At 56.6% G+C, this 20,263-nt stretch carries 16 protein-coding genes and 3 pseudogenes; 10 read left to right on the top strand and 9 right to left on the bottom strand.

Translation table 11 applies throughout. The annotated features are described in order from the left end of the window. Positions 1-16 precede the first annotated feature (16 nt). The gene (locus tag EXE41_RS00975; RefSeq protein WP_137690050.1) at positions 17-1,423 is read left to right on the top strand and encodes an ATP-binding protein; all 1,407 of its coding nucleotides are present in this window, start codon (positions 17-19) and stop codon (positions 1,421-1,423) included. Between the two features lie 302 nt (positions 1,424-1,725). On the opposite strand, the gene EXE41_RS00965 is transcribed toward EXE41_RS00975, so the two are convergent. Then, a complete protein-coding gene (locus EXE41_RS00965; RefSeq protein ID WP_137690049.1) occupies positions 1,726-2,400 on the bottom strand; it encodes an aminopeptidase in 675 nt (224 codons plus the stop codon). Between the two features lie 115 nt (positions 2,401-2,515). On the opposite strand from EXE41_RS00965, the gene EXE41_RS00960 reads away from it, so the two are divergent. Then, on the top strand, positions 2,516-2,944 hold the full coding sequence (locus EXE41_RS00960; RefSeq protein WP_137690048.1) for an ArsR family transcriptional regulator: 429 nt from the start codon (positions 2,516-2,518) through the stop codon (positions 2,942-2,944). Between the two features lie 53 nt (positions 2,945-2,997). Here EXE41_RS00960 and EXE41_RS00955 read toward each other — a convergent pair whose 3' ends face one another. Further along, on the bottom strand, positions 2,998-4,380 hold the full coding sequence (locus EXE41_RS00955) for an ATP-binding protein (protein WP_137690047.1): 1,383 nt from the start codon (positions 4,378-4,380) through the stop codon (positions 2,998-3,000). A gap of 275 nt (positions 4,381-4,655) precedes the next feature. Further along, complete coding sequence (tnpA, locus tag EXE41_RS00950; protein WP_137690046.1) at positions 4,656-5,054, bottom strand: IS200/IS605 family transposase; 399 nt, start codon at positions 5,052-5,054, stop codon at positions 4,656-4,658. A 48-nt stretch (positions 5,055-5,102) separates the two neighbouring features. Here tnpA and EXE41_RS00945 point away from each other — a divergent pair, with 48 nt between their 5' ends. Genes EXE41_RS00945 through EXE41_RS00935 form a run of 3 tightly spaced genes read left to right on the top strand, consistent with a single transcriptional unit; the run spans position 5,103 to position 7,472 of the window. Beyond that, on the top strand, positions 5,103-5,246 hold the full coding sequence (locus EXE41_RS00945; protein WP_321167057.1) for a ribbon-helix-helix domain-containing protein: 144 nt from the start codon (positions 5,103-5,105) through the stop codon (positions 5,244-5,246). Beyond that, positions 5,243-6,520 carry an RNA-guided endonuclease TnpB family protein gene (locus tag EXE41_RS00940; RefSeq protein WP_137690044.1) on the top strand — a complete coding sequence of 426 codons (1,278 nt, stop codon included), beginning with the start codon at positions 5,243-5,245 and terminating at the stop codon, positions 6,518-6,520. Before EXE41_RS00945 ends, EXE41_RS00940 begins: the two co-directional genes overlap by 4 nt. Next, a complete protein-coding gene (locus EXE41_RS00935) occupies positions 6,495-7,472 on the top strand; it encodes an MMPL family transporter (RefSeq protein WP_137690043.1) in 978 nt (325 codons plus the stop codon). Before EXE41_RS00940 ends, EXE41_RS00935 begins: the two co-directional genes overlap by 26 nt. Before the next feature lie 180 nt (positions 7,473-7,652). Here EXE41_RS00935 and EXE41_RS00930 read toward each other — a convergent pair whose 3' ends face one another. Then, the gene (locus EXE41_RS00930; protein ID WP_137690042.1) at positions 7,653-9,089 is read right to left on the bottom strand and encodes a sugar transferase; all 1,437 of its coding nucleotides are present in this window, start codon (positions 9,087-9,089) and stop codon (positions 7,653-7,655) included. Positions 9,090-9,241: 152 nt separating this feature from the next. On the opposite strand from EXE41_RS00930, the gene EXE41_RS00925 reads away from it, so the two are divergent. Further along, a complete protein-coding gene (locus EXE41_RS00925; RefSeq protein ID WP_137690041.1) occupies positions 9,242-11,827 on the top strand; it encodes a hypothetical protein in 2,586 nt (861 codons plus the stop codon). A 33-nt stretch (positions 11,828-11,860) separates the two neighbouring features. Further along, a pseudogene (locus EXE41_RS19550) lies at positions 11,861-12,076 on the top strand (hypothetical protein); the annotation flags it as partial. A 306-nt stretch (positions 12,077-12,382) separates the two neighbouring features. On the opposite strand, the pseudogene EXE41_RS19545 reads toward EXE41_RS19550, so the two are convergent. The 4 genes and pseudogenes from EXE41_RS19545 to EXE41_RS00905 all read right to left on the bottom strand — a co-directional run. Beyond that, a pseudogene (locus tag EXE41_RS19545) lies at positions 12,383-13,357 on the bottom strand (PGF-CTERM-anchored ABC transporter substrate-binding protein); the annotation flags it as partial. A gap of 60 nt (positions 13,358-13,417) precedes the next feature. Next, positions 13,418-14,212, bottom strand: a pseudogene (locus EXE41_RS19540) (PGF-CTERM-anchored ABC transporter substrate-binding protein); the annotation flags it as partial. A gap of 275 nt (positions 14,213-14,487) precedes the next feature. Then, positions 14,488-15,717: an RNA-guided endonuclease TnpB family protein gene (locus EXE41_RS00910; protein WP_137690040.1), complete on the bottom strand. Its 1,230-nt coding sequence runs from the start codon at positions 15,715-15,717 to the stop codon at positions 14,488-14,490. A 6-nt stretch (positions 15,718-15,723) separates the two neighbouring features. Further along, positions 15,724-15,876 carry a DUF2080 family transposase-associated protein gene (locus tag EXE41_RS00905; RefSeq protein ID WP_137690039.1) on the bottom strand — a complete coding sequence of 51 codons (153 nt, stop codon included), beginning with the start codon at positions 15,874-15,876 and terminating at the stop codon, positions 15,724-15,726. A gap of 286 nt (positions 15,877-16,162) precedes the next feature. Here EXE41_RS00905 and EXE41_RS00900 point away from each other — a divergent pair, with 286 nt between their 5' ends. The 3 genes from EXE41_RS00900 to EXE41_RS00890 all read left to right on the top strand — a co-directional run bounded on the left by EXE41_RS00900 (position 16,163) and on the right by EXE41_RS00890 (position 19,434). Beyond that, positions 16,163-17,335 (top strand): tubulin/FtsZ family protein, encoded by a 1,173-nt coding sequence (locus tag EXE41_RS00900; protein ID WP_080508737.1) that lies wholly within the window; start codon positions 16,163-16,165, stop codon positions 17,333-17,335. 84 nt (positions 17,336-17,419) lie between these two features. Next, positions 17,420-18,826, top strand: coding sequence for a tubulin/FtsZ family protein (locus EXE41_RS00895; RefSeq protein ID WP_137690038.1), 1,407 nt, complete (start codon positions 17,420-17,422; stop codon positions 18,824-18,826). Continuing rightward, on the top strand, positions 18,823-19,434 hold the full coding sequence (locus tag EXE41_RS00890; protein ID WP_094521145.1) for a TetR/AcrR family transcriptional regulator: 612 nt from the start codon (positions 18,823-18,825) through the stop codon (positions 19,432-19,434). Before EXE41_RS00895 ends, EXE41_RS00890 begins: the two co-directional genes overlap by 4 nt. On the opposite strand, the gene EXE41_RS00885 is transcribed toward EXE41_RS00890, so the two are convergent. Beyond that, complete coding sequence (locus tag EXE41_RS00885; protein ID WP_137690037.1) at positions 19,415-20,038, bottom strand: hypothetical protein; 624 nt, start codon at positions 20,036-20,038, stop codon at positions 19,415-19,417. The genes EXE41_RS00890 and EXE41_RS00885 overlap by 20 nt on opposite strands. Positions 20,039-20,263: the final 225 nt, after the last annotated feature.

The following is a 20,263-nucleotide window of genomic DNA, read 5'->3' as shown; positions in this document are numbered from 1 at the left end:
AGCCGACGGTGAGCACATGCCCACGTTCGTCAACCGAGAACGGGAACTCGACAGGCTCCACGAGCTATACGAAAGTGATTCCGCGGAGTTGAGCGTCGTCTACGGACGTCGACGGATGGGGAAGACAGCACTCGTCGTCAAATCCATCGAAGATCGCGATGACGCGGTGTACCATCAGGCTGTACACGGGACGACGGAGCAGCAGCTCGACTCCTTCATCGCTGATGCTGCAACGGTGTTTCCGGGGATCAACCGGATTCGGAAAGACTGGGAGAACGTTCTCACGCATCTTGCCGAACAGGATGCGATCGTGATTCTCGACGAGTTCCCGTATCTCGTCGACGAAAACGACGCGCTCCCCTCTCTCACTCAGCGGCTCTGGGATCACAACGTTGCCGATACGGGCACGACCTTCGTGCTGACTGGCTCGGCTATCGGGATGATACACGAGATCGCGATCGACGGGAGCTCACCACTGTATGACCGGATCTCGAAACGACCGAACGGGAAACTCGAGATCGGCCCGTTACCGTTCGGTGCCGCGATGAGCTTTTTCCTGAACTACGCGCCGGCTGAACAGGTGATCGCATACGGTGTCTTCGGAGGGACGCCGGAATACCTCCGGGCTGTAGACGACACACAGTCACTCAAAGGGAACATTACGGAAACCTTGCTGCTCCGTGATGGTGGCCTCCACGAGGAGCCCGAGGATGTCCTGTACCGGGAATTGGACGAGGTGGATCGGTACTTTGCCGTACTGAAAGCGATGGCGGAGGGGAACCACAAGCGAAACGAGATCATTCAGGCTGCCGGCATCAACGCCAACAGTGCGAGTTACTACCTCTCCCGCCTGCGAGAGCTCCAGATAATCGAGCAGGAGTACCCAGTCACCGTTGACCCCTCTCGGAGTCGGAACAGCCGATATCGGATCCGGGACCAACTGTTCGCGTTCTGGTTCCGGTTCGTCCACGGTCGTTCGTCCCGGTACGAAGTGTTCGGGGCGGATGCGTACGACGAACTCGTCGAACCACACCTCCCGGACTTCGTCAGTTCGTCGTTCGAACGTCTCTGTCAGCGGGCAGTCATCTACGAGTACGGGGATATGTACACGTTCACGGAATCTCCGGGTCACTGGTGGGACACCGACGGACGCGAGATCGATATCGTGGCCCCGACGAACGGCGACACGTTACTGGTCGGGGAAGCGAAGTTCCAGCAGCAACCGATGGGGTACGATGTTCTCGCACAGCTTGAACAGGAGGCACCCGAGATTGAGTGGGCGCCGACCGACGGCGACGTGAACTACGAGTACGCACTGTTCAGCCGAAGCGGGTTCGCGTCGTCACTGGAGGAAGCAGCCGAGGAGAGGGACGACCTCGGTTTGTTCACTGTTGATGACGTCGTTGAGGTGCTATCCGAATAGATGTCCCCAGCGATGAGAACCCCCGCGAAGGCGTCGCCGAACCGGTCGACGATCTGCGCCGCCTCGTAGCCGACGACTACGAAAAGGTCGTCGGCCCCGCCGCAACCGCCGTCTCGAAGGCGCGCGCGAGGAGGGGTCGGCCCGCGACATCGACGAGTCCCCTCGGTCGCCCCGTCGTCAGCTCGCCGAGTCGACTGCCTCGCCCGGCGGCGGGAATGATCGCGCCCGTGGCGCGTCGACTGGCCACTCGCCACCTCAATCCATCGGTCACTCCCGGTCTAGGCGTGCGCGATAGCTCTCCTTCACGGAATTTGCTCGACCGCGCTCTCGAGCTCGTCGAGCGTCGCCCACTCCACGACCCGGTCGCCCACCACCGCTTCGAGGGCGGCCAGGTGGGAGGCGGCCATCCCGTTTTCGTACTGCGCCCGCTGTGTCTCCGGGTCGTCGTACACGCGCTTCAGCAGCCACAACACGTCTCGCACGCCCGTCTGCTGGCGGTATAGGTAGCCGAGTTCCCAGACGTGTCCGCCGTTGAAATCCTCGATCACGCCGACGATCCACGTCGCCTGTGCCGACAACACCTCGAAGGCCGGCGCCCACTGGTCGAGGTCGTCGGCGTCGAACCCGAACTCCTCCAACCGGAACGCGACGGCGTCCCGCCGATCGTCCAGTTGCGCACAAACGCGCTGGCGACGCCTCCCGGACTCACCCGATCCGCTCCCGACCACGAGATACCGGCGGCTCGCACGCCGGATGTCGTCGAAGCGAGCCCCGTGGAGCCCGTCCTTGAGCCGCTGGTGTTGCTCGGGCGTGAGCGACAGCGTCGCGTCGTCGTGAAGGTTGTTGGCCGCGACATCACCGATCAGCCCGGCTTCTGTGTCCGCCGTGTCCTGACTAGCAGCCTCGTCGGCCGCACGCCCCCCGCCGTTGGCGTCGCCGCGATCGTCGTCGACGTCGTCAGCGTCACCGTCTCCCATTTCATGTCACGATCCAGTTTGCCGTTGTATAGTGGTACTGGTTGTCGAACTATCTGATCAACTGTTTGTACTCAGCGACCAAGTGTTTATGCGCCCCCGGTCCGTAATCACGAACATGAACCCCCGACTCGCGGAGACGAACCCGGCCGACGCTCGTGGGGAGTCTAACGGGTTCGAGACGTGGACGGCGCTCCAGAAGGCGACGGACCAGACCCGCGCGAACCTGATCGCAGACATCGTCGGCCACCCACAGGGGGCTCCGAGCGTCCGGGAGCTCGAGTACATGAACCCTGCGCTCGGCGAGGACGCGATCCGTCGCCACCTCGGGGTGTTACAAGATGTCGGCGTCGTTGCGGAACTGGTCGTTGCGCCGGGGAATCGGGTGCGCGGGTACCCGTACAAGTTCTACCAGCTCACCTCGCAGGCTCGAGCGCTGTTCGACCGAAACGACCTGTTCCCGGTGGACGCGTGGCAGCGGCAGTACGCTCGCGTCGAGAAGACCGGTGAGATCGCCGAACTCGAAGCGATGCCGCGGCCTGAGTGACTCCTTCTGGAATCGTCTCTCTGAGGAAACTCGGATCGCAGAGTACCGTCCGCTCACCGATGGGATTCGAACAGCGTCGCAAGTTCTGAGATCCCATACAACGACGCGTCGGAACGATCGTCGACCACGGCCTGTAACTCGTCCGTGAAGCCGCCCCGGGAAAAGAGCGCGTACCGCACCTCTCGGTCGGTTCCTTGCCACCGGACCTCCGATTCGAGCGCCGTGAGTTTGTCAAATACCCCGGGACCCACTGGTTCCGTGGTCCACTTACACTCCCCGAGAAGCAAGGTCTCTGTCTCTCGATTGACTCCAGCAATGTCGATCTCCTCGCCGCCGTACCACCAGCGGCCGACGCGTGAACAAGAGACGGGAAACCCCGGCGTCCGGACCGCCTGCTGGCACACCGTTTCGAAGGTCCGACTCGTGTGCGTTGGGAGCGTCTCGGCGATCGCCGATCGAACCGGTGCCGTCCGCCCCTGTTCGAGCGTTCCCCGATTAGGTGCCACGTACCGAAACCAGAACCGGAGAAAATCGTCCGTCAACCGATACAGTCCCCGGCCATCGGGGTCTGTGACTGGATGCTCCCGCTCGAGGATCGCCAACTGCGTGAGATTCTGGAGATACCGGGAGAGGCTGCTCGCGTCGCGGCCGATCTCGTTGGCGATCTCGGTGACGCGTGTCGCACCGGCGGCGATAGCTTCGAGGATCGCCATGTACGTCGTGGGCTCACGGAGCTCTTGGCGTAACAGAAATTCCGGCTCCTCGTACAGGAACTCACCTTTCGAGAGGACAGATTGCTCGACGTTCTCGAGGAGGTTACGATCCGGATCGAACTGTTCGAGATACGCGGGGATCCCCCCGAGCACACTATACAGTTGGATCTGTGTCTCCAGATCGTCGTCCGGGAAAAACGCGCGAACGTCCGCAAACGAGAGCGGAGCGAGCTCCCACTGTCCGGTTCGTCGCCCGTATAGTGGGCTCTCGTAGCTTAACACGCCCTCCTCCATCATCGAAATCGATGACCCCAACAACACGAGCGAGACGTCCGTTCCTGCGAGTACGTCGTCGAGAACGGTCTGAAACACCGACGGGATCGTGTCGTCCTCGTCGACGAGATACGAGAACTCGTCTAACGCTACCACGCACGGCTCGTCGACGCGCGCCGTGAGATACTGAAACGCCTCGACGAACCCGTCGACATCCGGAGTGATATCGTCGAACGCAGCAGCGCACTGTGCTGCGAACCGGCGGGCGTTGTGCGTTGCGCCCCGCTCGTCACAGAGGTAGTAAACCGACGTGTCTTCGAGTGCGTCGAGCGCCGTCGTCACCAGCGTTGTCTTCCCTACCCGCCGTCGCCCGTATACGACGAGGAGCTGTCGCTCGGCTCGTGAGAGATGCGACGTGAGCCATTCGAGTTCAGTTTCTCTGTTTATCATTATGCGTGCGATAATATTATCGTGTTCATAATAGTTGTTCGGGTCCGTTGCGGCGATCGTTCTCCGGGTTTCAGTACAAGAAGGCCGCCCACAGTTTCAGCGCCGGCGTTGTTCGAACTCCTGACGTTCACCACGTTGCTGTTGGCCGCGTCCGACTCTAACGGTGTCCGGTTCGTATTCACCACAGTGCCCACAGGCGTGATGTCACACGTCTACAGGCGGAGCAGGCCGAGTGCCTCGGGGCTTGACCCCGAGGGTGAAAGCCGTACGCTCGGCTAGATGTGCTCCGTTCGCTCGATGTACTGTTCAATCGTATCGGTCGAAACGTCACCAGCTGTCCCCACGTAGTATGATTCTTCCCAGAACCCACCACCCCACAGGTATTCTTGTAACAGGAGTTCGTGTTGCTGCGACATCTCTCGTGCTGTAATACTCTTGACTGTCCGTACAATCTTGCTCGGAGCGTGTTTGGGATGTGCCGACAAGAACAGGTGTACGTGGTCGGGTGAGATGTGTAACGACAGAATCTCGTAGTTGTACTTGTCGCACACCTCTCGAAAACTCGACTCTAGTGAGTCTTCTATCACACCCAGTATCGGGTGTCGATACTTTGGACACCACACAAAGTGGTAGTTGACGTTGTATACCGTGTGGTTTGAACGTGTCTCACCCATACAGACCAGTTCGTGGACAATTTTTAAGTATTTCAGCAAATAAGCAGTATGTGTGAGATGACTACACGACTTACTGTGGACTTGGAGGACGAGTTATACAAGGAGTTCTCGAAACAATGTATAGACGCTGAGAAAAGCAAGTCCGAAGTCGTGCGTGGACTCGTCCGAGACTGGGTGAACGATCAAGAATGACGCACACACAGGCTCTCACCAAGACACTCGTCTTCCCACTAGACGTACAGAGTGGCAACGAGAGCCTGCTTCACGATGCTCGCTTGGAGTGTCGCCGTGTCTTCAACGAAGTGCTACGGCTCAACTACGACGGGTGGGACTGGAACGAGATTGAAGATGTCGTTGAGCAGAACGCTGACCTCGTCCAAAACACGGCACAGCGTATCATTGATAAAGCCTTCGACGCACTTAATAACTACTACGACTACGACGACTGGGGCCGACCGTGGTACAAACACGAGACGTTCCCGTTGCGGATGAACTACGGCGAAGGCTACAATCTCTTTCTCGAAGCCGAAACGGTACGGTTCCGTATTTCAGCGAAACCGTACAACCATGTCAAAGGCGAGCTTCGTGGTACGCAAGACCAGTTCGACCTGCTTAGACAAGCAATCGAAGATGATGACTGGCACGTTGGCACTGCTGAGGCGCTTGTCCGAAACGGACGCGAAGAGCTACACGTCACCGTCACAAACGAAACTGCCGAAGTCGGTGCGAAAACAACGGCAAAAACAGTCATCGGTGTCGATATTAACGAAGACTGTGTTGCGCTAGCGGCACTGATCGAGAGTGGTATCGAAGATTCAATCGTTATCGAGTACCCAGAAATTAAGGAAGAACGACATCGGTACTTCACGATGCGGAAACGGATGCAGGAAGCCGGACAGACTTCGTTCAACGACGTGTTCCGTGACAAGGAACAACGGTTCGTTCATGACCAGCTACACACTGTGTCACGGCGCGTGGTTGAGTGGATTCAGCGGTTCGACAGTCCTGTGATTGTCTTCGAAGACCTCGAAGACATTCGAGACGACATTGAATACGGGACTCGAATGAACCGCCGTCTACACTCGCTACCGTTCGCCAAACTTCGAGATTTCATCAGCTACAAAGCCGCGTGGCAAGGGATTCCCTCAGACGATGTTGACCCAGAATACACCAGCCAGCAATGCCCTATTTGTGGACACACAGAACGGGCGAACCGCCATAAGAAACGGTTCAAGTGCTGTAGGTGCGAGCATCAAGACCACGCCGACCGTGGCGCTGGCGTGAATGTCGCACAGAAGTGGCTGAGAACACAAGACAATAGAGATGTGCCTGCTCTCAACACACTCCCGCAGGTGCGGAAGTGGGAGTTGCGACGGCAAGCATCGGGGCCTGTGGACGGCCCGACCGTGGCCTCTGATACCGTTCGAGGCGACCAGACCAATGGTATCCGAGGCGTGTCCGACTAATCCACGGGAAGAAGCCTCGGGGCTTGACCCCGAGGCAGTTCACCTCCTAGTAGAGAGCAAAGATGCCTACTCGCCGACGACGTTCAGGCGGGCATCAGCCTTCGAGACCGCTATTGAGGATCATGACGACGTAAACGCTGCGATGAGTTCAGTCACTGCTGTCGAGATGGCCACTGGGGGGGACATCCCAGAGCGCCGGACACGGCTTATCGATACGGTTGACCGGCAGGCGGCGTCCGACCTCATGCCGGTCGGGAGTCGTGAAGACACTCCGGACCGGTTCGTCATTCAGCTGTTCGTCGACGATATTGAAGGCGAGGAAGTGAGACACTTGATCGACGACACGGAGGCGACCGCCGATAGACACCTTGTCACCGAGCGGACCGCCGTCACCGGCAAACCGGTCGTCAACCGGAACGTGATCGAGAATGTGACCTCTGGCCGCGATCCGATGACCGTATTGAGCTTCGGGTTGGCAACAGTGTTTCTCGCATTAGCGTTGCGATCAGTCCGCGAGTCTGTGTTGCTCGTTGTTAGCGTCGCTATCAGCGCCGTGATGCTGATTTCGATAGCGATGTACCTACTAGGTATCCCGTGGAATCCCCTCACCGTCGCGACCGGCTCGATTGCGCTCGGTGCGGGGATCACATATGGGATACACGTCCATGAACGGTTCAAAGAAGAGCTATTTGAGCGCGGATCGACCCCCGTAGTAGCGATGCGTGAGGCCATGGTGCGTAAGTCGCGGCCGGTCATTGGCTCTGGCGCGACGACGCTATTTGGATTCGGTGCGCTCGGGATCTCACAGTTCCCCGTACTCGCAAACTTCGGCATCGCCGTCGCGCTTGCGATGACGTTCGCGCTGGTGACCGCCTTCGTCTTTCTACCGGCGTCTGCGTTGCTGCTGGCCAGATGGACGAACACCTACGATATCGTGGTCGACTCGACGTGATTGCCGTGTCTCCTTCAGTTTGTGCTTATCAAATGTCGCTTCTCGGATGTTTTTCTCCCGTCTTTGATGGCAATACGCATTCATACGGAGGTCGTCACCTATATTAATTCTAATTTAATTGTCATGGATTAATCACACGGGGAATTGATTCGGCAACTACGGTTTCAGGTGAGGAAAATGTCACCACGGCCACACTGCTATTACCACATCCACACCGACCTTCCAGAGCTGTCGCGCGACAATTTTGAGGTCATATGCGAACGACTGTTCACGCACGTACTGAAGATCATACCGGAGCTTTGCGCGTGGGTCGACGCTGCTGGCATCGTTGATCTGCGCGAGTCCGGTCAGGCCGGGCTTGACGAACCACCGTTTCCGCCATGTCTTGGTTTCTTCTTCAAGGAGATGTTCTTCTTCGGTCCACACAGCACGCGGTCCGACGACGCTCATGTCTCCACGGAGGATCGACCACAGTTGAGGGATCTCGTCGAGATGCGTCTGGCGGAGCACTCGACCTACCCGCGTGATACGATCATTATCGTCGTCTTCGACTGGCGTTGCCGATTCGCCTTCAGGTGTCATTGATCGGAATTTAAAAACCGGAAACGTCTCTCCGAATACGGCTGTGCGCTCCTGTTGGTACAACACCGGACCGCGGTCTTCGAGTTTGATCGCGACTGCGATGCCTACGATGATGGGTGCGAGCGCGATGAGTCCGGTCAGTGAGAAGGCGATATCAAAGCCACGTTTGAACATGTAGTCTTGGATATCCCACGGTTCGATCTTAACATCGACGAGTGACGCATTCGGGTCCGATGTATCCGTCAACACCGTGTCCGCATGTGTTGGGTGAACTTTCGCTGCCACGCCGTGTTCATAACACGCATCGAGCGCGCCGAAGAACTCTGCGCGGTCGGGGTCGGCAAATGCGAGTACGACCGTGTCGATATCCTGTTCGACGAGGATGTCCTCGAGTCGAGAGAGGCCACCAAGCCGAGAGATATTGAGCGAACGCTGACCGCCGTCCGCGGCATGTGCGACACTGGGGGCCCCGGCGTCCCGGCTTTCCTGTTCCGACTCGGTACCCCGCAGCGAGCGAATCACTGTCGGACAGAGATAGCCCAGTAGCGGGAGTTCCGCGCCTCTTGCGATCTCGGCAATCTGACCCGGGTCGTCCCCAACGATGACCGCGCGTTCGCTGCGCGCCTCGGGGCGGCGTAGCCAGATGAACCACACCGGCAGGATGACCAACAGCAGCGGCGTGATCAACACGAGCGTCAGCCGTGGCACCTTGTACGTGTAATCGAAGTAGCCGATGGTCGCCAGCGCGAACACGGCCACGAACGTGCGTTTGTGTGCGAGCGCGACGATATCGAGAATCCGCCGCGGGCGCGGCTTGTAGAGGGGGACGAACGCACCCGCAACGATTACCACGGTCAGCGCCACCTCAATGACGAACTCCGCGCCCGCAGGTGGGTCGGGGGGCAGCCGACCGAGCACAGGAACCATCGCCGCGGCCGCCTGAACAGTCGCGTTGTTGGCGAGCATCACCGCGACCCCAACGAGGGCAGCGACGCCTCCCACGCTCGCGAGCCGGTACCGCCATCCGGTGTCCATTACTGATCCGTGATAAGTGTGTCAAGTTAAACACTATGTTTCCTCCGGTGGTCGGATCGAGGGGTCTCGCTCGCCCGCGACGCCTCCGAACCCGAGGGTGGGCCTGTCCACGACCGAAACCGCTAATCGGCGCGCCCGACAGGTGACAGCCAATGCCCTCGCCTGAGGAGACGACCGCGGCCGCGCGCGAGTTCCTCGCTGACCACCCCGAAGCGGAAGACGCCTTCGCGGCCCTCGTTGAGCGCGACGCCCGCGACGAGCCGTGGACGTTTGCCGACATCGACCTCGACTCCGGTCGGTTCGGCGAGCTTGTCGCCCGCGACCTCGCCCATGAGGTCGATACTGGCTACCGGCTCGAAAATCCGAACGCGATCCGCGCCGCGATTGAGTCGGGGCCGGCCGACGCTGCCGATACGACTGACACTGCCACTGACTCGTCCGCAGCCACCGAGGGAAGCGATGACGATGGCAGTGAGACAGCCGCCGGTGATATCGTGATGTCACGAGTCTCCTCGGTAGCTGACGTCGACGTTCTCACCTTCCTCGGGCTTCTTGGAGGGCTGCTTGTGGTCGCCGGTGCGCGCCTCGTGGCCGCGCCTGCGGTGTTCCAGCGGGGCTTCGTCGTCTCCCCAAGCAACGACACGTACTTTTTCCGCTACTGGCAGGAGCAGCTGGCCGCTCGCGCGGACGGAATCTTCGATCTGGGGCTGTTCGCAGACATGGGCGGCGCCGCGGGCACGCGTCCGCTTGCCCACGCGGTCAACTGGTGGCTGACGGTCCTGCTCGGTGGCGTCGACGCTGCGCCCGTGGTCGCCGCGTGGCTTCCGGTCGTGGCGTCCGTCTGTCTGGGATACTTCGTCTACCGGACCGCACGCCTGGTCACCAGCGATGTGCGTGTCGCGCTCGCCGCCGTGCTGTTCTACGGGCTCGCGCCCGTCAACGTCGTGTACACCTCTGTGGGCTTCCTTGATCATCAGGCCCACCAGTACCTGTGGCTCGGTCTGCTCGTTGCCACACTGACCGCGCTCGGTGTCGACCTTTCCCGCCGGGACGCCCAGTCCGGACCCGAACCAGACCGGCAGGCCATTGCGCGGACCCACGCACATAACACAACGATGTGGCCCGTTGCACTCGCGCTCGCTGTCGCCGTAGCGGCGTCCGCTCACGCCTACGGCGGCTCGCCGCTCACGTTCGTCCCAGTCGCGGCTGTCGTCGGGCTCCGCGTTGCGCTCGACGTTCGGCGGGACCTCTCCCCGACCTACGCAAACGCCCCCCTGCTTGCTGGGCTCGCGCTCGGCGCTGCGGGAGCGCTCGCCGCACACCTCGCGTTAGGCTGGCACGAGTCGATCGCCGCGGTCACGCCCGTCCTCGTCGCGGGCGGTGCGTTTGTCGTTGTCGGGCTAGGAGAGTTGTGGCGCCGCGTCTCGCTTCCGCCGCTTGCCCTTGTCGCGGCAGAGGCGGTCGTCGCCGTGGGGGGGCTCGTCGCCTATGCGCGCCTGCGTCCGGGCGATATCGAACGACTCCGGACGCGCGCCGACGATCTGTTCTTTCGGGAAGGTATCTCCGAGACAGTCTCGCTATTCAGCCCGGATTTTGCGGTAGTGTTCGGACCGCTCCTCCAGCTCGGCCTCGGTTTCTACTTCGCAATCGCCGTCCTCGCAGTCGCGACGTGGGTGGTCGCGCGCCGTTACAAGCCCGGCTGGCTCGTCTTAGTCTGCTTTGCGTGGTACTACACGCTGCTCGCAACGATTCAGGTCCGCTTTGCCGGGCAGTTGGCGATCATGATTGCGCCCTTCGCGGGGATCGGTCTCGTTTACCTCCTGTCGGCAATAGACATCGCACGTCCCGTAGCCGCCCTCGGTCGCGGCAACGGCACCGACTCCTCGTCGACTCGCGGTCAATCGCGCCGTGGTCGACCGAGTCGCGCCGGAGCGAACAGCAAACCGGACGGAGGGACAGCGATCACGTCGCTCGCGCTGCCTGAAGGAACCCGATTGCGGGGGTATCTGGCCGCGACGGTCGCGCTCGTGTTGTTGTTCAACCTTCTCCTCGTCCCGTCACTCGTCGGACAGACTACTTATGATCGCGCGCAGTTTGAGGCTACGCTTACAGTTGATTCTCACGCCGAGGACGCTGACCGTGAGTACCCACAGAACTTCGTGTTGAGCCAGTGGGGTGACAACCGAATGTACAACTACTTTGTGAACGGTGAAGCCCGCAGTTACGGCTATGCACGAAGCAACTACGATCAATTCCTTACCGCTGCGCACCCAGACGAATGGTACAACCGCTTTCAAGATCGTGTCGGGTACGTCGTCGTCACTGAACGCGAAAACGCACCTCCAACGGAGTCTACTTACACAGCCCTCTATGATGGACTCGGCGCCGGCGTCAACGACACCACCGCAACCGGCCATTACCAGCTACTCACTTCCACTGGGGGGATCCGGACCTTTGCGGTCGTCCCCGGCGCGACGATCTCTGTGCCAGAGCCCAGTTCCGTCGGTGTCGAAAACGGAACGGTGACCGCAACAACAACTGTGACTGTGCCCAATTCGTCCGGTGAAGTCACAGCAACTGGCACAACGTTCGAGTATGTACGCCACGCTGCTGTCTCGAACGGAACCGCAACAATCCGGGTCGCACACCCCGGGGAGTATCAGGTTGGAACCCAGTCTGTGACCGTAACCAATGAGGCTGTTCACAATGGCAATCAAACAGTCGTTCAGCCGAGATAGTCTGTCTCAGTATCGGCTTTTTTCTGTTAGTAGTCGTCTCGGCGGACAGGCGACAGTCAACTCGCCCTGAAGTCTGGAACGGTGACGTCGAGTGGCGGATTCACCGCTCACCCGGACGGGTCTGAGACTGAGTTCATGGACAAGCCCCACCCTCAAAACGTCGAAAACGTTCAGCGTGGGGTAGTCGACTTGTGGGTAACTGAGGCACTATTCCCGTGGCGACAGATATGCGAAGCCAAGAATTACTAATACGGTTACGACGATCCCGAATCCAGGAACCTCTGACTCTGTCCCCCCATCAGTTGTATTGGATGGTCCACCGTCTTGCTCGGTCTCTTGATTGACAACATCATTCGATGTCTCGGTTTCATTACCCTCTTGATTAGAGGTGCCATTGGGCTCTGCTGAGGTAGTGCTCTCCTTACTTGATGTATCGGTGGCTGTTTGATTCCCCTTCACAACCGTTTCATTCTCATCTACAGCCGTTTCGTTTGTATCCACAGCTGTTTCGTTTGTATCCACGGCCGTTTCGTTCGTGTCCACAGCTGTTTCGTTTGTATCCACAGCCGTTTCGTTCGTGTCCACAGCTGTTTCGTTTGTATCCACAGCTGTTTCGTTCGCATCTACTACTTCGTCTTGCTCATCTTCTTCACTCCTATCATCATCGTCACTACTTGAGCTACTGGACTCATCTGTTCTACTTCTATCGTCTTTGGCATCCTCTGATTGAAGCTCCTCAACACCGTTTGCGAGCGTTTTCGTTGACTCGATAACGCTGCGAGGCGCAGGTTGATTGAGATAATTATTATTTAATACGACGTAATTACTGTTCTCACCTGCGTTTGTGCTAGCATACGGCTGTCGCTCAAGAATCGACGCCTCAGAGTCTGTCACAACTATCAATTCAGGATTTGTTTGGAGGATTACCTCATCTGAGAGCTGTGGATACCCGTCTGCCTCTGACGCAGCAACGTTAGCAGTCCCACCAATCTGCATAATTTCGTTGATGAAGGTATTGTCAGCAGCGACATACCCGCCTCCAAGTGGATACAGTGCATCAGAACGATCAAGCTCAGCGGTCTGGTTTTCTACATTTTCCACCGTTTGGTTCATCTCAGTATTTACTTCCGCTGCTGTCTCGCAGTTTCCAACAAGACGGCCTGTGCGCTCTGTTTTTGCCGCAATGTCATCGACATCGGTAGCAGCGGGGAAATGGTAAACAGTGAGATTCTGTGCACGAAGATCTGCGACTTGTCCAGCTGAGGCGTTCGGTGCCAACACAAGATCGGGATTAGTCGCAACAACCTTTTCGACGCTAACACCAAATTCTGCGGAGACATTTGTTTTGCTGGCAGTCCCGTTCAAATACCCCGCAAACTCGGTTACACCGACAACCCGGTTTTGCGCACCTAACTCCCAGAGCGTTTGGGCGGCTGATGGGTTTGTTGTCGTGATCCGATCTGGCTGTTCATCAACCGTGATTTCTGTCCCTGTTGTGTCTGTTACAGTAAGCGGGAACCCACACGTATCACTACTATTGACTGTCTCCTCTGTTTTGTTGGCTTGAAGATCTTCAACAGCAGCAGCGAGAGTTTTGGTCGATTCAATCACACTCCGGGGCGCCGGCTGGTTTAGATAATTTGTATTCATAACTACATAGTTATCTTCTGCCCCAGCAGTTGTGCTCGCGTAGGGTTCCCTATCAAGAATTGCGCCCTCTGTATCGGTCACGAGCATGATCTCAGGATCTGTTTTGAGGATGACTTCATCCGAGAGTTGTGGATACCCATCTGCCTCTGACGCGGCGACGTTGGTTGTCCCAGCAATCTTCATGATTTCGTTGATGAAGGTACTGTCAGCCGCGACGAAGCCTCCCCCAAGTGGGTACAGTGCATCGAGACGATCAAGCTCAGCAGTCTGGCTTTCTACATCCTCTACAGTCTGATTCATCTCGGTGTTTACCTCCGCTGCTGTCTCACAGTTTCCAACAAGACGGCCTGTGCGCTCTGTTTTTGCCGCAATGTCATCAATATCGGTCGCGGCCGGGAAATGGTAGACCGTGAGATTCTGTGTGCGAAGATCTGCGACTTGATCAGCTGAGGCGTTCGGTGCTAACACAAGATCGGGATCGGTTGCGACGACCTTTTCTACGCTGACACCCACTCCTGCGGAGACATTCGTTTTGCTGTCAGTTCCGTCTAGGTACCCCGCAAATTCGGTTACACCAACAACCCGGTCTTGCGCACCGATCTCCCAGAGCGTTTGGGCTGCTGACGGGTTTGTTGTCGTGATCCGATCCGGCTGTTCATCAAGCGTGATTTCTGTCCCTGTCGCATCAGTTATGTTGAGCGGAAAGCCACAGGTATTATTTCCTGCTGTCTGCATCGGTTCCTGACCGCTGTAATCGGCAGACAGACTTTCACTCTCTGAGTGTTTGAACTCTGCTACTACCGACTGTGCGCCAGCGGCGGTTCCTGAGGCTCCAACGACTGCTGTCACCACAACCACCGCCAGTAGAATCACTCGTAAGTTCTTCACAGTTGGCAGCCGGGTTTGTGAAATATAATTTTTATTATTCCAACCTTGCTTGCGTTGGAATGTGTAACGTGTCTGACTAAACTATTGATAGTCACGTCTGACGCAGAGTGAACTACCCCGACCTACTCACTCACCGCTGGGGCGGCTCGTTCCTTGAGGTCGGGGCTTCCTGTTTCCACGACGCGCTTTGTAGGGACCGAATCGGTCCCCGTAGGGAGCGCAGTCTCCGCAGGCGTTGTTTCGGAGCGTCCCGTTCCTAACTGCTTGATTCCGCGAGAAAGAATATTCCATGCCGCGTTCCAGTCCCTATCGGCGGTGAAGCCACACGAGGGACAGGAGTGTTCGCGGACCCACAACGGCTTGTCCGTCTTGACACCGCAAGCAGCGCACTCTTTGGTCGTTCCTGCCGGTTCAACCGCTACGAAGTACGTTCCTTCGCGTTCACATTTGTACTCCAGCATCCGCAGGAACGTACCCCATGCCGCCCCCGCACGGTTGCGTGAGTTACCCGAGAGTTCGACTAACCCTTTCACCTCGAGGTCTTCCACAGCCACGAGATCATACGTACTCGCGTAGTAGTTCGACAACTTGTGGAGAAAATCGCGACGTTTCCGTTTCAGATCGGCATGACACCCAGCGACGGTCTTGCGCTGTTCTTCCCAGTTGTTTGACCCGTGTTCCTTCCGGGAGAGATCACGCTGGGCGCGTTCCAGCCGTTCGCGTTCGTCTGAAACGTTGAGCGATCCGACAGCCGTGCCGTCGGTGTCGCTTGCGTAGTTGAGTATGCCGACGTCGATTCCGACCGGCTTTGTCAACTCGTCGGGTTTCTCAGGTGGGTTGTCGGGTGTTTCCAGCTGGAGCGAGGCGTACCAGTTGCCGGTCGGCTCACGTTTGACGACGACACCTTTCACCTCAGCGTCGGTTGGAAGATCGCGATGGGCAACAATAGGCACATCGCCAATCTTGTTGAGGTACAACCTATCTTGACCACTCGTTTTCTTGAGTTCGAAGCCAGATTGGTTGTACTCGAAAGAGTGGTAGTACCCTTTGCCCTTCCATTTTAGCTGCCCGACTGTGTGCCCCTTCTCTTTATTTTTCTTGAGATTAGAGCGGTCGGTGTAGAGCCGTCGGACGACCATCTGAAGGACTTTCGAGTTGACATCCTGAAGCTCGGTCCACCATTCTTTGAGGTCGGGGAGACGGTTCTGTTCAGGGGTGTACGTCGGGTTCTCCACACGGTTCATGCGGTGGAGAAAGTGATTACGGACTTGCCGACAGGTATCTAACGTCCACGCTAGCCGCTCCTGCTGGCTTGGTGTGGGTTTGAGCCGGAACCTGTAGGCGAAGTCCATGTTGCGTTACTCCTCGGGTTCGGTAGGATCAGAGGTGCGGACTACTTTTACGTCTGCCCCGAGCCACCGCTTCGGGATGGTAACATGAGCACCACCGCTTCCGAAGGGCTTCACCTCCCGGTCGAGAGCTTCTTGACCCTCAACTGTGAATGATGCCATGCCAATCTATATGCGAAACATATAGGTAAGCGTTTCGACGCGTTAGCCTGCGGACCGGCTGTATCGGAGGAATGAACAGGTGATGACGGCGCTGTATCCCCTCCCTACTCGCTCCCTTTGGCCGCTCCTTGAGGAAGGGGACTTAGCGCCTACAAACTGTTAATTAATACGTCCCGAACCACACGTACCAGTATTCAATGGCTTGTTCCACAGCCACGTACTCTGAGCTCGGTCAGGTCAACCCACAACCAACACACTTTCATACGGCTCAACAGAGAAACAACCAATGAAACTTGCAACGATCGGGGTCGGTAACGCAGGCAGCAAGCTAATTGACCAGATGATTGAGTTTGAATTTGAGACTGGTCGTAATCTGTGCCGTCACGCACTGGTCATCAATACGGCTCGGACAGACCTCGCCAAACCACAACATCTCGATGAAGATCGCCGGGTGTTAATCGGCGATACCCATCAGAAGGCGCGTGGACACGGGGTTGGAGGTGATGCTAAAATTGGTGCTGAGGTTGCGCAAACCGACATTGATGAAATCAGGCGCGTTTTCGACGATGTTGAAATTCACGAGGTTGATGCTGTCTTAGTTGCAGCCGGCCTTGGTGGAGGCACGGGCAGTGGCGCTGCTCCCGTCGTTATTGACGAACTACAGAAGATGTACGATGAGCCAGTGTACGGACTTGGAGTATTACCTGGCACGTACGAGGGCGGCCGGCCGGCACTCAACGCTGCCCGCTCGCTTCAGTCATTCGTCAACAAGGTTGACAACTTCATCGCGTTCGACAACGATGCGTGGCGTTCTCGTGGGCAAACCATTGAGCAGGGCTACGAAGAGATGAACGAAGAGCTTGCAACACGCATTGTCACTCTGCTCGCAGCCGGTGAAGTCGATGAGTCGGAGGTTGGTGAGAACGCGATGGATTCGAGTGACATTATGCGAACCCTCGATACCGGTGGTGTCTCCTCAATCGGGTACGCTTCAACTGACGTTACCCCCGCAAAAGAAGGACTGTTAGCCAATTTCAAAGAAGTTGATGACTCACAGAGTGAATCAACAGATGCTGCAAAAATCAAAGGCCTGGTGCGCCGAGCAACGAATTCTCGGCTCACTGTTCCATGTGATGTCTCGAGTGCTGACCGTGCGCTGATTGTCTTTGCCGGGCCGCCTGATGTGATCTCACGAAAAGGGGTTGAATCTGCTCGTGAATGGCTTGAACAAGAAGCTGATACCGTTGATGTCCTTGCCGGCGATGATCCTCGTCCCGACTCGTCAACCCTTGCGGCTGTGGTGTTGCTCTCAAATGTGACTGATACACCGCGGATTAACGAAATCCAAGATCAAGCTGTTGACGCACAAAACAAAATTCAAGAACAGGATGCGGTTCGCGAAGAGGAAATTCAGTCGCTAATTACCGATGACGACAATGATCTGGACCCTATTGTTTGAGCGAACACGTCGTCAAACGCTTGTCCGACAGACGCATCACCACTCTGTTGGCCGCCACCATCGCTCGCAGCCGTTGGTGTGTAAATGAAGGTAGCACTTCTCGGCGTTGGCGGGTGTGGCACCCGACTCGTTGATCAGTTTGTTCGAACTGAACACCGCACAGGCCGGTCGGTGACTAATGGAAACGTTCTCGCGTTTCACACTGAGTCACAACCACTCTCTCAGACAACCGCCCTCAGTACTGACCAGCATATCCTCCTTGGCGATACACACCCGGCAGTACTTCGACGAGACACAAACTCTCCTGCTACTGACTCCTCAAATTCGTCTCACGATCCCCAACTACAATCAGAGACATCCACAACCACAAGTCAACAAGGTACCTCCAACAACCCGCGCACGCGTGGGTATGATATCAACGAGTATGGTGTTGGTGGTGATCCAGATGTTGGTGCACAAGTCGCTAAAGCGGATCGGCCTGAAATTCGACGTGCACTCGATAAAATCGATGAAACAGAAGTCGCAGCCACGATGATTGTTGTTGGACTTGGCGGCGGCACTGGTGCTGGTGTTGGGAGTGTGTTGTTGGAAGAACTCACCGATATTTATGAAACTGAAGTGTACACACTGGGTGTTCTCCCCGCTGACACGGAGTCAGACCAACGAGCACTGACCGCTGCCCGTGGTCTTCGAACACTTGTCCCACGTGCTGCGTCAACGCTTCTTGTCGACAACGATTCATGGTCCCGGGATAGAGACGCTGTTGCTGATTGCTATCAGTCGATTAATCAGATGACCGTCGACCGACTGTTGAGCGTTTTTGGTGCCGGTGAAGCCAACACGACGTTTGAATCTGAACTTCGGATTGACCCTGCTGATATCTCACGGACACTCGCTGTTGGTGGGGTAACAACTGTTGGTCGCGCTACAGTTGAAATTGACAGTAACGCTCATGGACTTCTTGCTCGGATTCTTCGCCTGCTTGGTCGATCACAGCCCTCTGGGTCTACTCCGGTCGATGCGTCGAAAATAAAGACACTGATCAGTCGCGCAGTCCAATCGAAACTCACGCTACCCTGTGAAATCACTTCTGCAGACCGGGTTTTGCTCATCCTCAGTGGACCCCCAGATACAATCTCTCGGAAAGGATTTGAGACCGGCCGATATCTGCTTGAAGAAGAAACGCAGACCGTTGAAGTGCTTGCTGGCGATGAGCCAATTCAAAACACAACAGAACTCACGGCAACTGTCGTTCTCGCAAATGTGACGTCTGTTCCACAGATTGATGAACTTCAACGTCGCGCGGTTCCTACAGAAGACGCTGTCACGACAACCTCGGGACCCTCAACTACTACAGAACAGACGGCGACAACTGATGAGATGAACTCACAGACTGTTGAGCCATCAGCAGATGAGGACTCAACTCCCGCCGAATTTGATTTCACCAACGCTGAAACGGCCTCTGAAACAACGGACTCAACCGAGCAATGACAAGCGATCAGTCGGAACACACTTTGAGCGCCACGGAAGAGAACATTATGAAGGCAACACACACAGCGTTGCTCAAACACGGCTATGCTGATCTCTCAATTGCCCGTATTGGTGACGAGCTTGATGGATCAAAATCTTCTATCTACCACTACTACGATTCAAAAGACGATTTGCTTATTACACTGCTTGAGTTCACTGTCAACAAATTCGAATCGACTCTTGATACCGAACCAAGCCAGAATCCAGCTGAAACCCTCAAACAGCTCATTGCCAAACTTCTCGCACCGGACCCGGTTGAAGACGATTATCAGTTTCAAACAGTGCTTGTCGGCTTTCGATCACAAGCAGTCACGAACAGTCGTATCCGCGCTCAATTTACGCACGTTGATGAACGGTTAGCAGATACGATCCGGGAGATTCTTGAACGTGGTATTGCTGAAAATGTGTTTGAAGCGGTCAATGCCTCTGAAGTCACAGAATACATTCTCGCAACGATTAAGGGTGGCATATATACTCGTGTTACAACAGATCGAGTAGACGCTGTCACGGCGACACATTCTATGCTTGTTTCGTATATCGACTCAGAACTCATCCAAGATACGGTCTGATTTGCTCTTTGTCGGTTCGGATTGCTTCTCCGAGTTCCCCAATTACTGATAAGACCGGATACTGTGGCGTGTCGCTATCTGAATACAGGTACTCACAGAACTCGATCTGTTCATCAGATGTCTCCTCACTTGGGGGCTCAGCAACCGGTGGTGAGTGAAGGTCTCTCTGTCGCTGTTCAGCGACTCTATCCAGTTTTGTCTCGAGATCCTGAAGCGCACACCAAATATCAAACGCGGCCTCCCTGCGCCGCATTTGTACGGACCCGAAGTGCGCGCAGAGATTATCCTGTCGGGTCTCGATGTTAGTAAGTTTCGTTTGATAGTTTGCGAGCCGATCCATCTCCTCTGTCACTACCTCTATAAGCTCCGCACGTACATCGATTGCCTGCTGGCTCCGGTCAACGATTGCTTGTTGGACCGCTGGAGTGAGAACCCGATTTGTTGCCAACGACGTCACTATATCTTCTCCAAGCTCAGCAGCGAGATTTTCAGCAAGGCTCTCTTCATCGCCAATGCTATAGTGCGGAACTGATCGCACTGTTTCTTCATACGCAGAAAGTACATACTTGAGTGTCGCATCTCCAGGACTTGTGGGTACGTCCATTACTTCTGTCCGGTCACCTACATCTGTTAGCGCGGTATCTGGCGATTCAAACTGTACTGGCTCGACCTGCCGTATCTGCGTCTGAAACCGACGAAATGCGTCTTGTTCCGCAATAATACACTCCCGTTCATCCTGGCATGTTTCAATCGCTGTCTGGAGTTTACCTACTACAAGTAACAACATTGCTCCAAGACTAGCAATGACTCCCACCACAAGCGGCGACGT

This window comes from Halorubrum sp. SD690R (genome assembly GCF_005435035.1).
Classification (GTDB): domain Archaea; phylum Halobacteriota; class Halobacteria; order Halobacteriales; family Haloferacaceae; genus Halorubrum; species Halorubrum ezzemoulense.
This window is presented reverse-complemented; position numbering and strand designations above follow the sequence as displayed.

What these genes read in the sequence shown, in the direction of transcription:
- EXE41_RS00965 (WP_137690049.1), bottom strand. Translation starts at nt 2,400, where the DNA reads ATGGGAGACGGTGACGCTGACGACGTCGACGACGATCGCGGCGACGCC.
- EXE41_RS00940 (WP_137690044.1), top strand. Translation starts at nt 5,243, where the DNA reads ATGACGCACACACAGGCTCTCACCAAGACACTCGTCTTCCCACTAGAC.
- EXE41_RS00890 (WP_094521145.1), top strand. Translation starts at nt 18,823, where the DNA reads ATGACAAGCGATCAGTCGGAACACACTTTGAGCGCCACGGAAGAGAAC.
- EXE41_RS00910 (WP_137690040.1), bottom strand. Translation starts at nt 15,717, where the DNA reads ATGGACTTCGCCTACAGGTTCCGGCTCAAACCCACACCAAGCCAGCAG.
- EXE41_RS00955 (WP_137690047.1), bottom strand. Translation starts at nt 4,380, where the DNA reads ATGATAAACAGAGAAACTGAACTCGAATGGCTCACGTCGCATCTCTCA.
- EXE41_RS00925 (WP_137690041.1), top strand. Translation starts at nt 9,242, where the DNA reads ATGCCCTCGCCTGAGGAGACGACCGCGGCCGCGCGCGAGTTCCTCGCT.
- EXE41_RS00900 (WP_080508737.1), top strand. Translation starts at nt 16,163, where the DNA reads ATGAAACTTGCAACGATCGGGGTCGGTAACGCAGGCAGCAAGCTAATT.
- EXE41_RS00885 (WP_137690037.1), bottom strand. Translation starts at nt 20,038, where the DNA reads ATGGACGTACCCACAAGTCCTGGAGATGCGACACTCAAGTATGTACTT.
- EXE41_RS00960 (WP_137690048.1), top strand. Translation starts at nt 2,516, where the DNA reads ATGAACCCCCGACTCGCGGAGACGAACCCGGCCGACGCTCGTGGGGAG.
- EXE41_RS00975 (WP_137690050.1), top strand. Translation starts at nt 17, where the DNA reads ATGCCCACGTTCGTCAACCGAGAACGGGAACTCGACAGGCTCCACGAG.
- tnpA (WP_137690046.1), bottom strand. Translation starts at nt 5,054, where the DNA reads ATGGGTGAGACACGTTCAAACCACACGGTATACAACGTCAACTACCAC.
- EXE41_RS00935 (WP_137690043.1), top strand. Translation starts at nt 6,495, where the DNA reads ATGGTATCCGAGGCGTGTCCGACTAATCCACGGGAAGAAGCCTCGGGG.
- EXE41_RS00895 (WP_137690038.1), top strand. Translation starts at nt 17,420, where the DNA reads ATGAAGGTAGCACTTCTCGGCGTTGGCGGGTGTGGCACCCGACTCGTT.
- EXE41_RS00905 (WP_137690039.1), bottom strand. Translation starts at nt 15,876, where the DNA reads ATGGCATCATTCACAGTTGAGGGTCAAGAAGCTCTCGACCGGGAGGTG.
- EXE41_RS00930 (WP_137690042.1), bottom strand. Translation starts at nt 9,089, where the DNA reads ATGGACACCGGATGGCGGTACCGGCTCGCGAGCGTGGGAGGCGTCGCT.
- EXE41_RS00945 (WP_321167057.1), top strand. Translation starts at nt 5,103, where the DNA reads ATGTGTGAGATGACTACACGACTTACTGTGGACTTGGAGGACGAGTTA.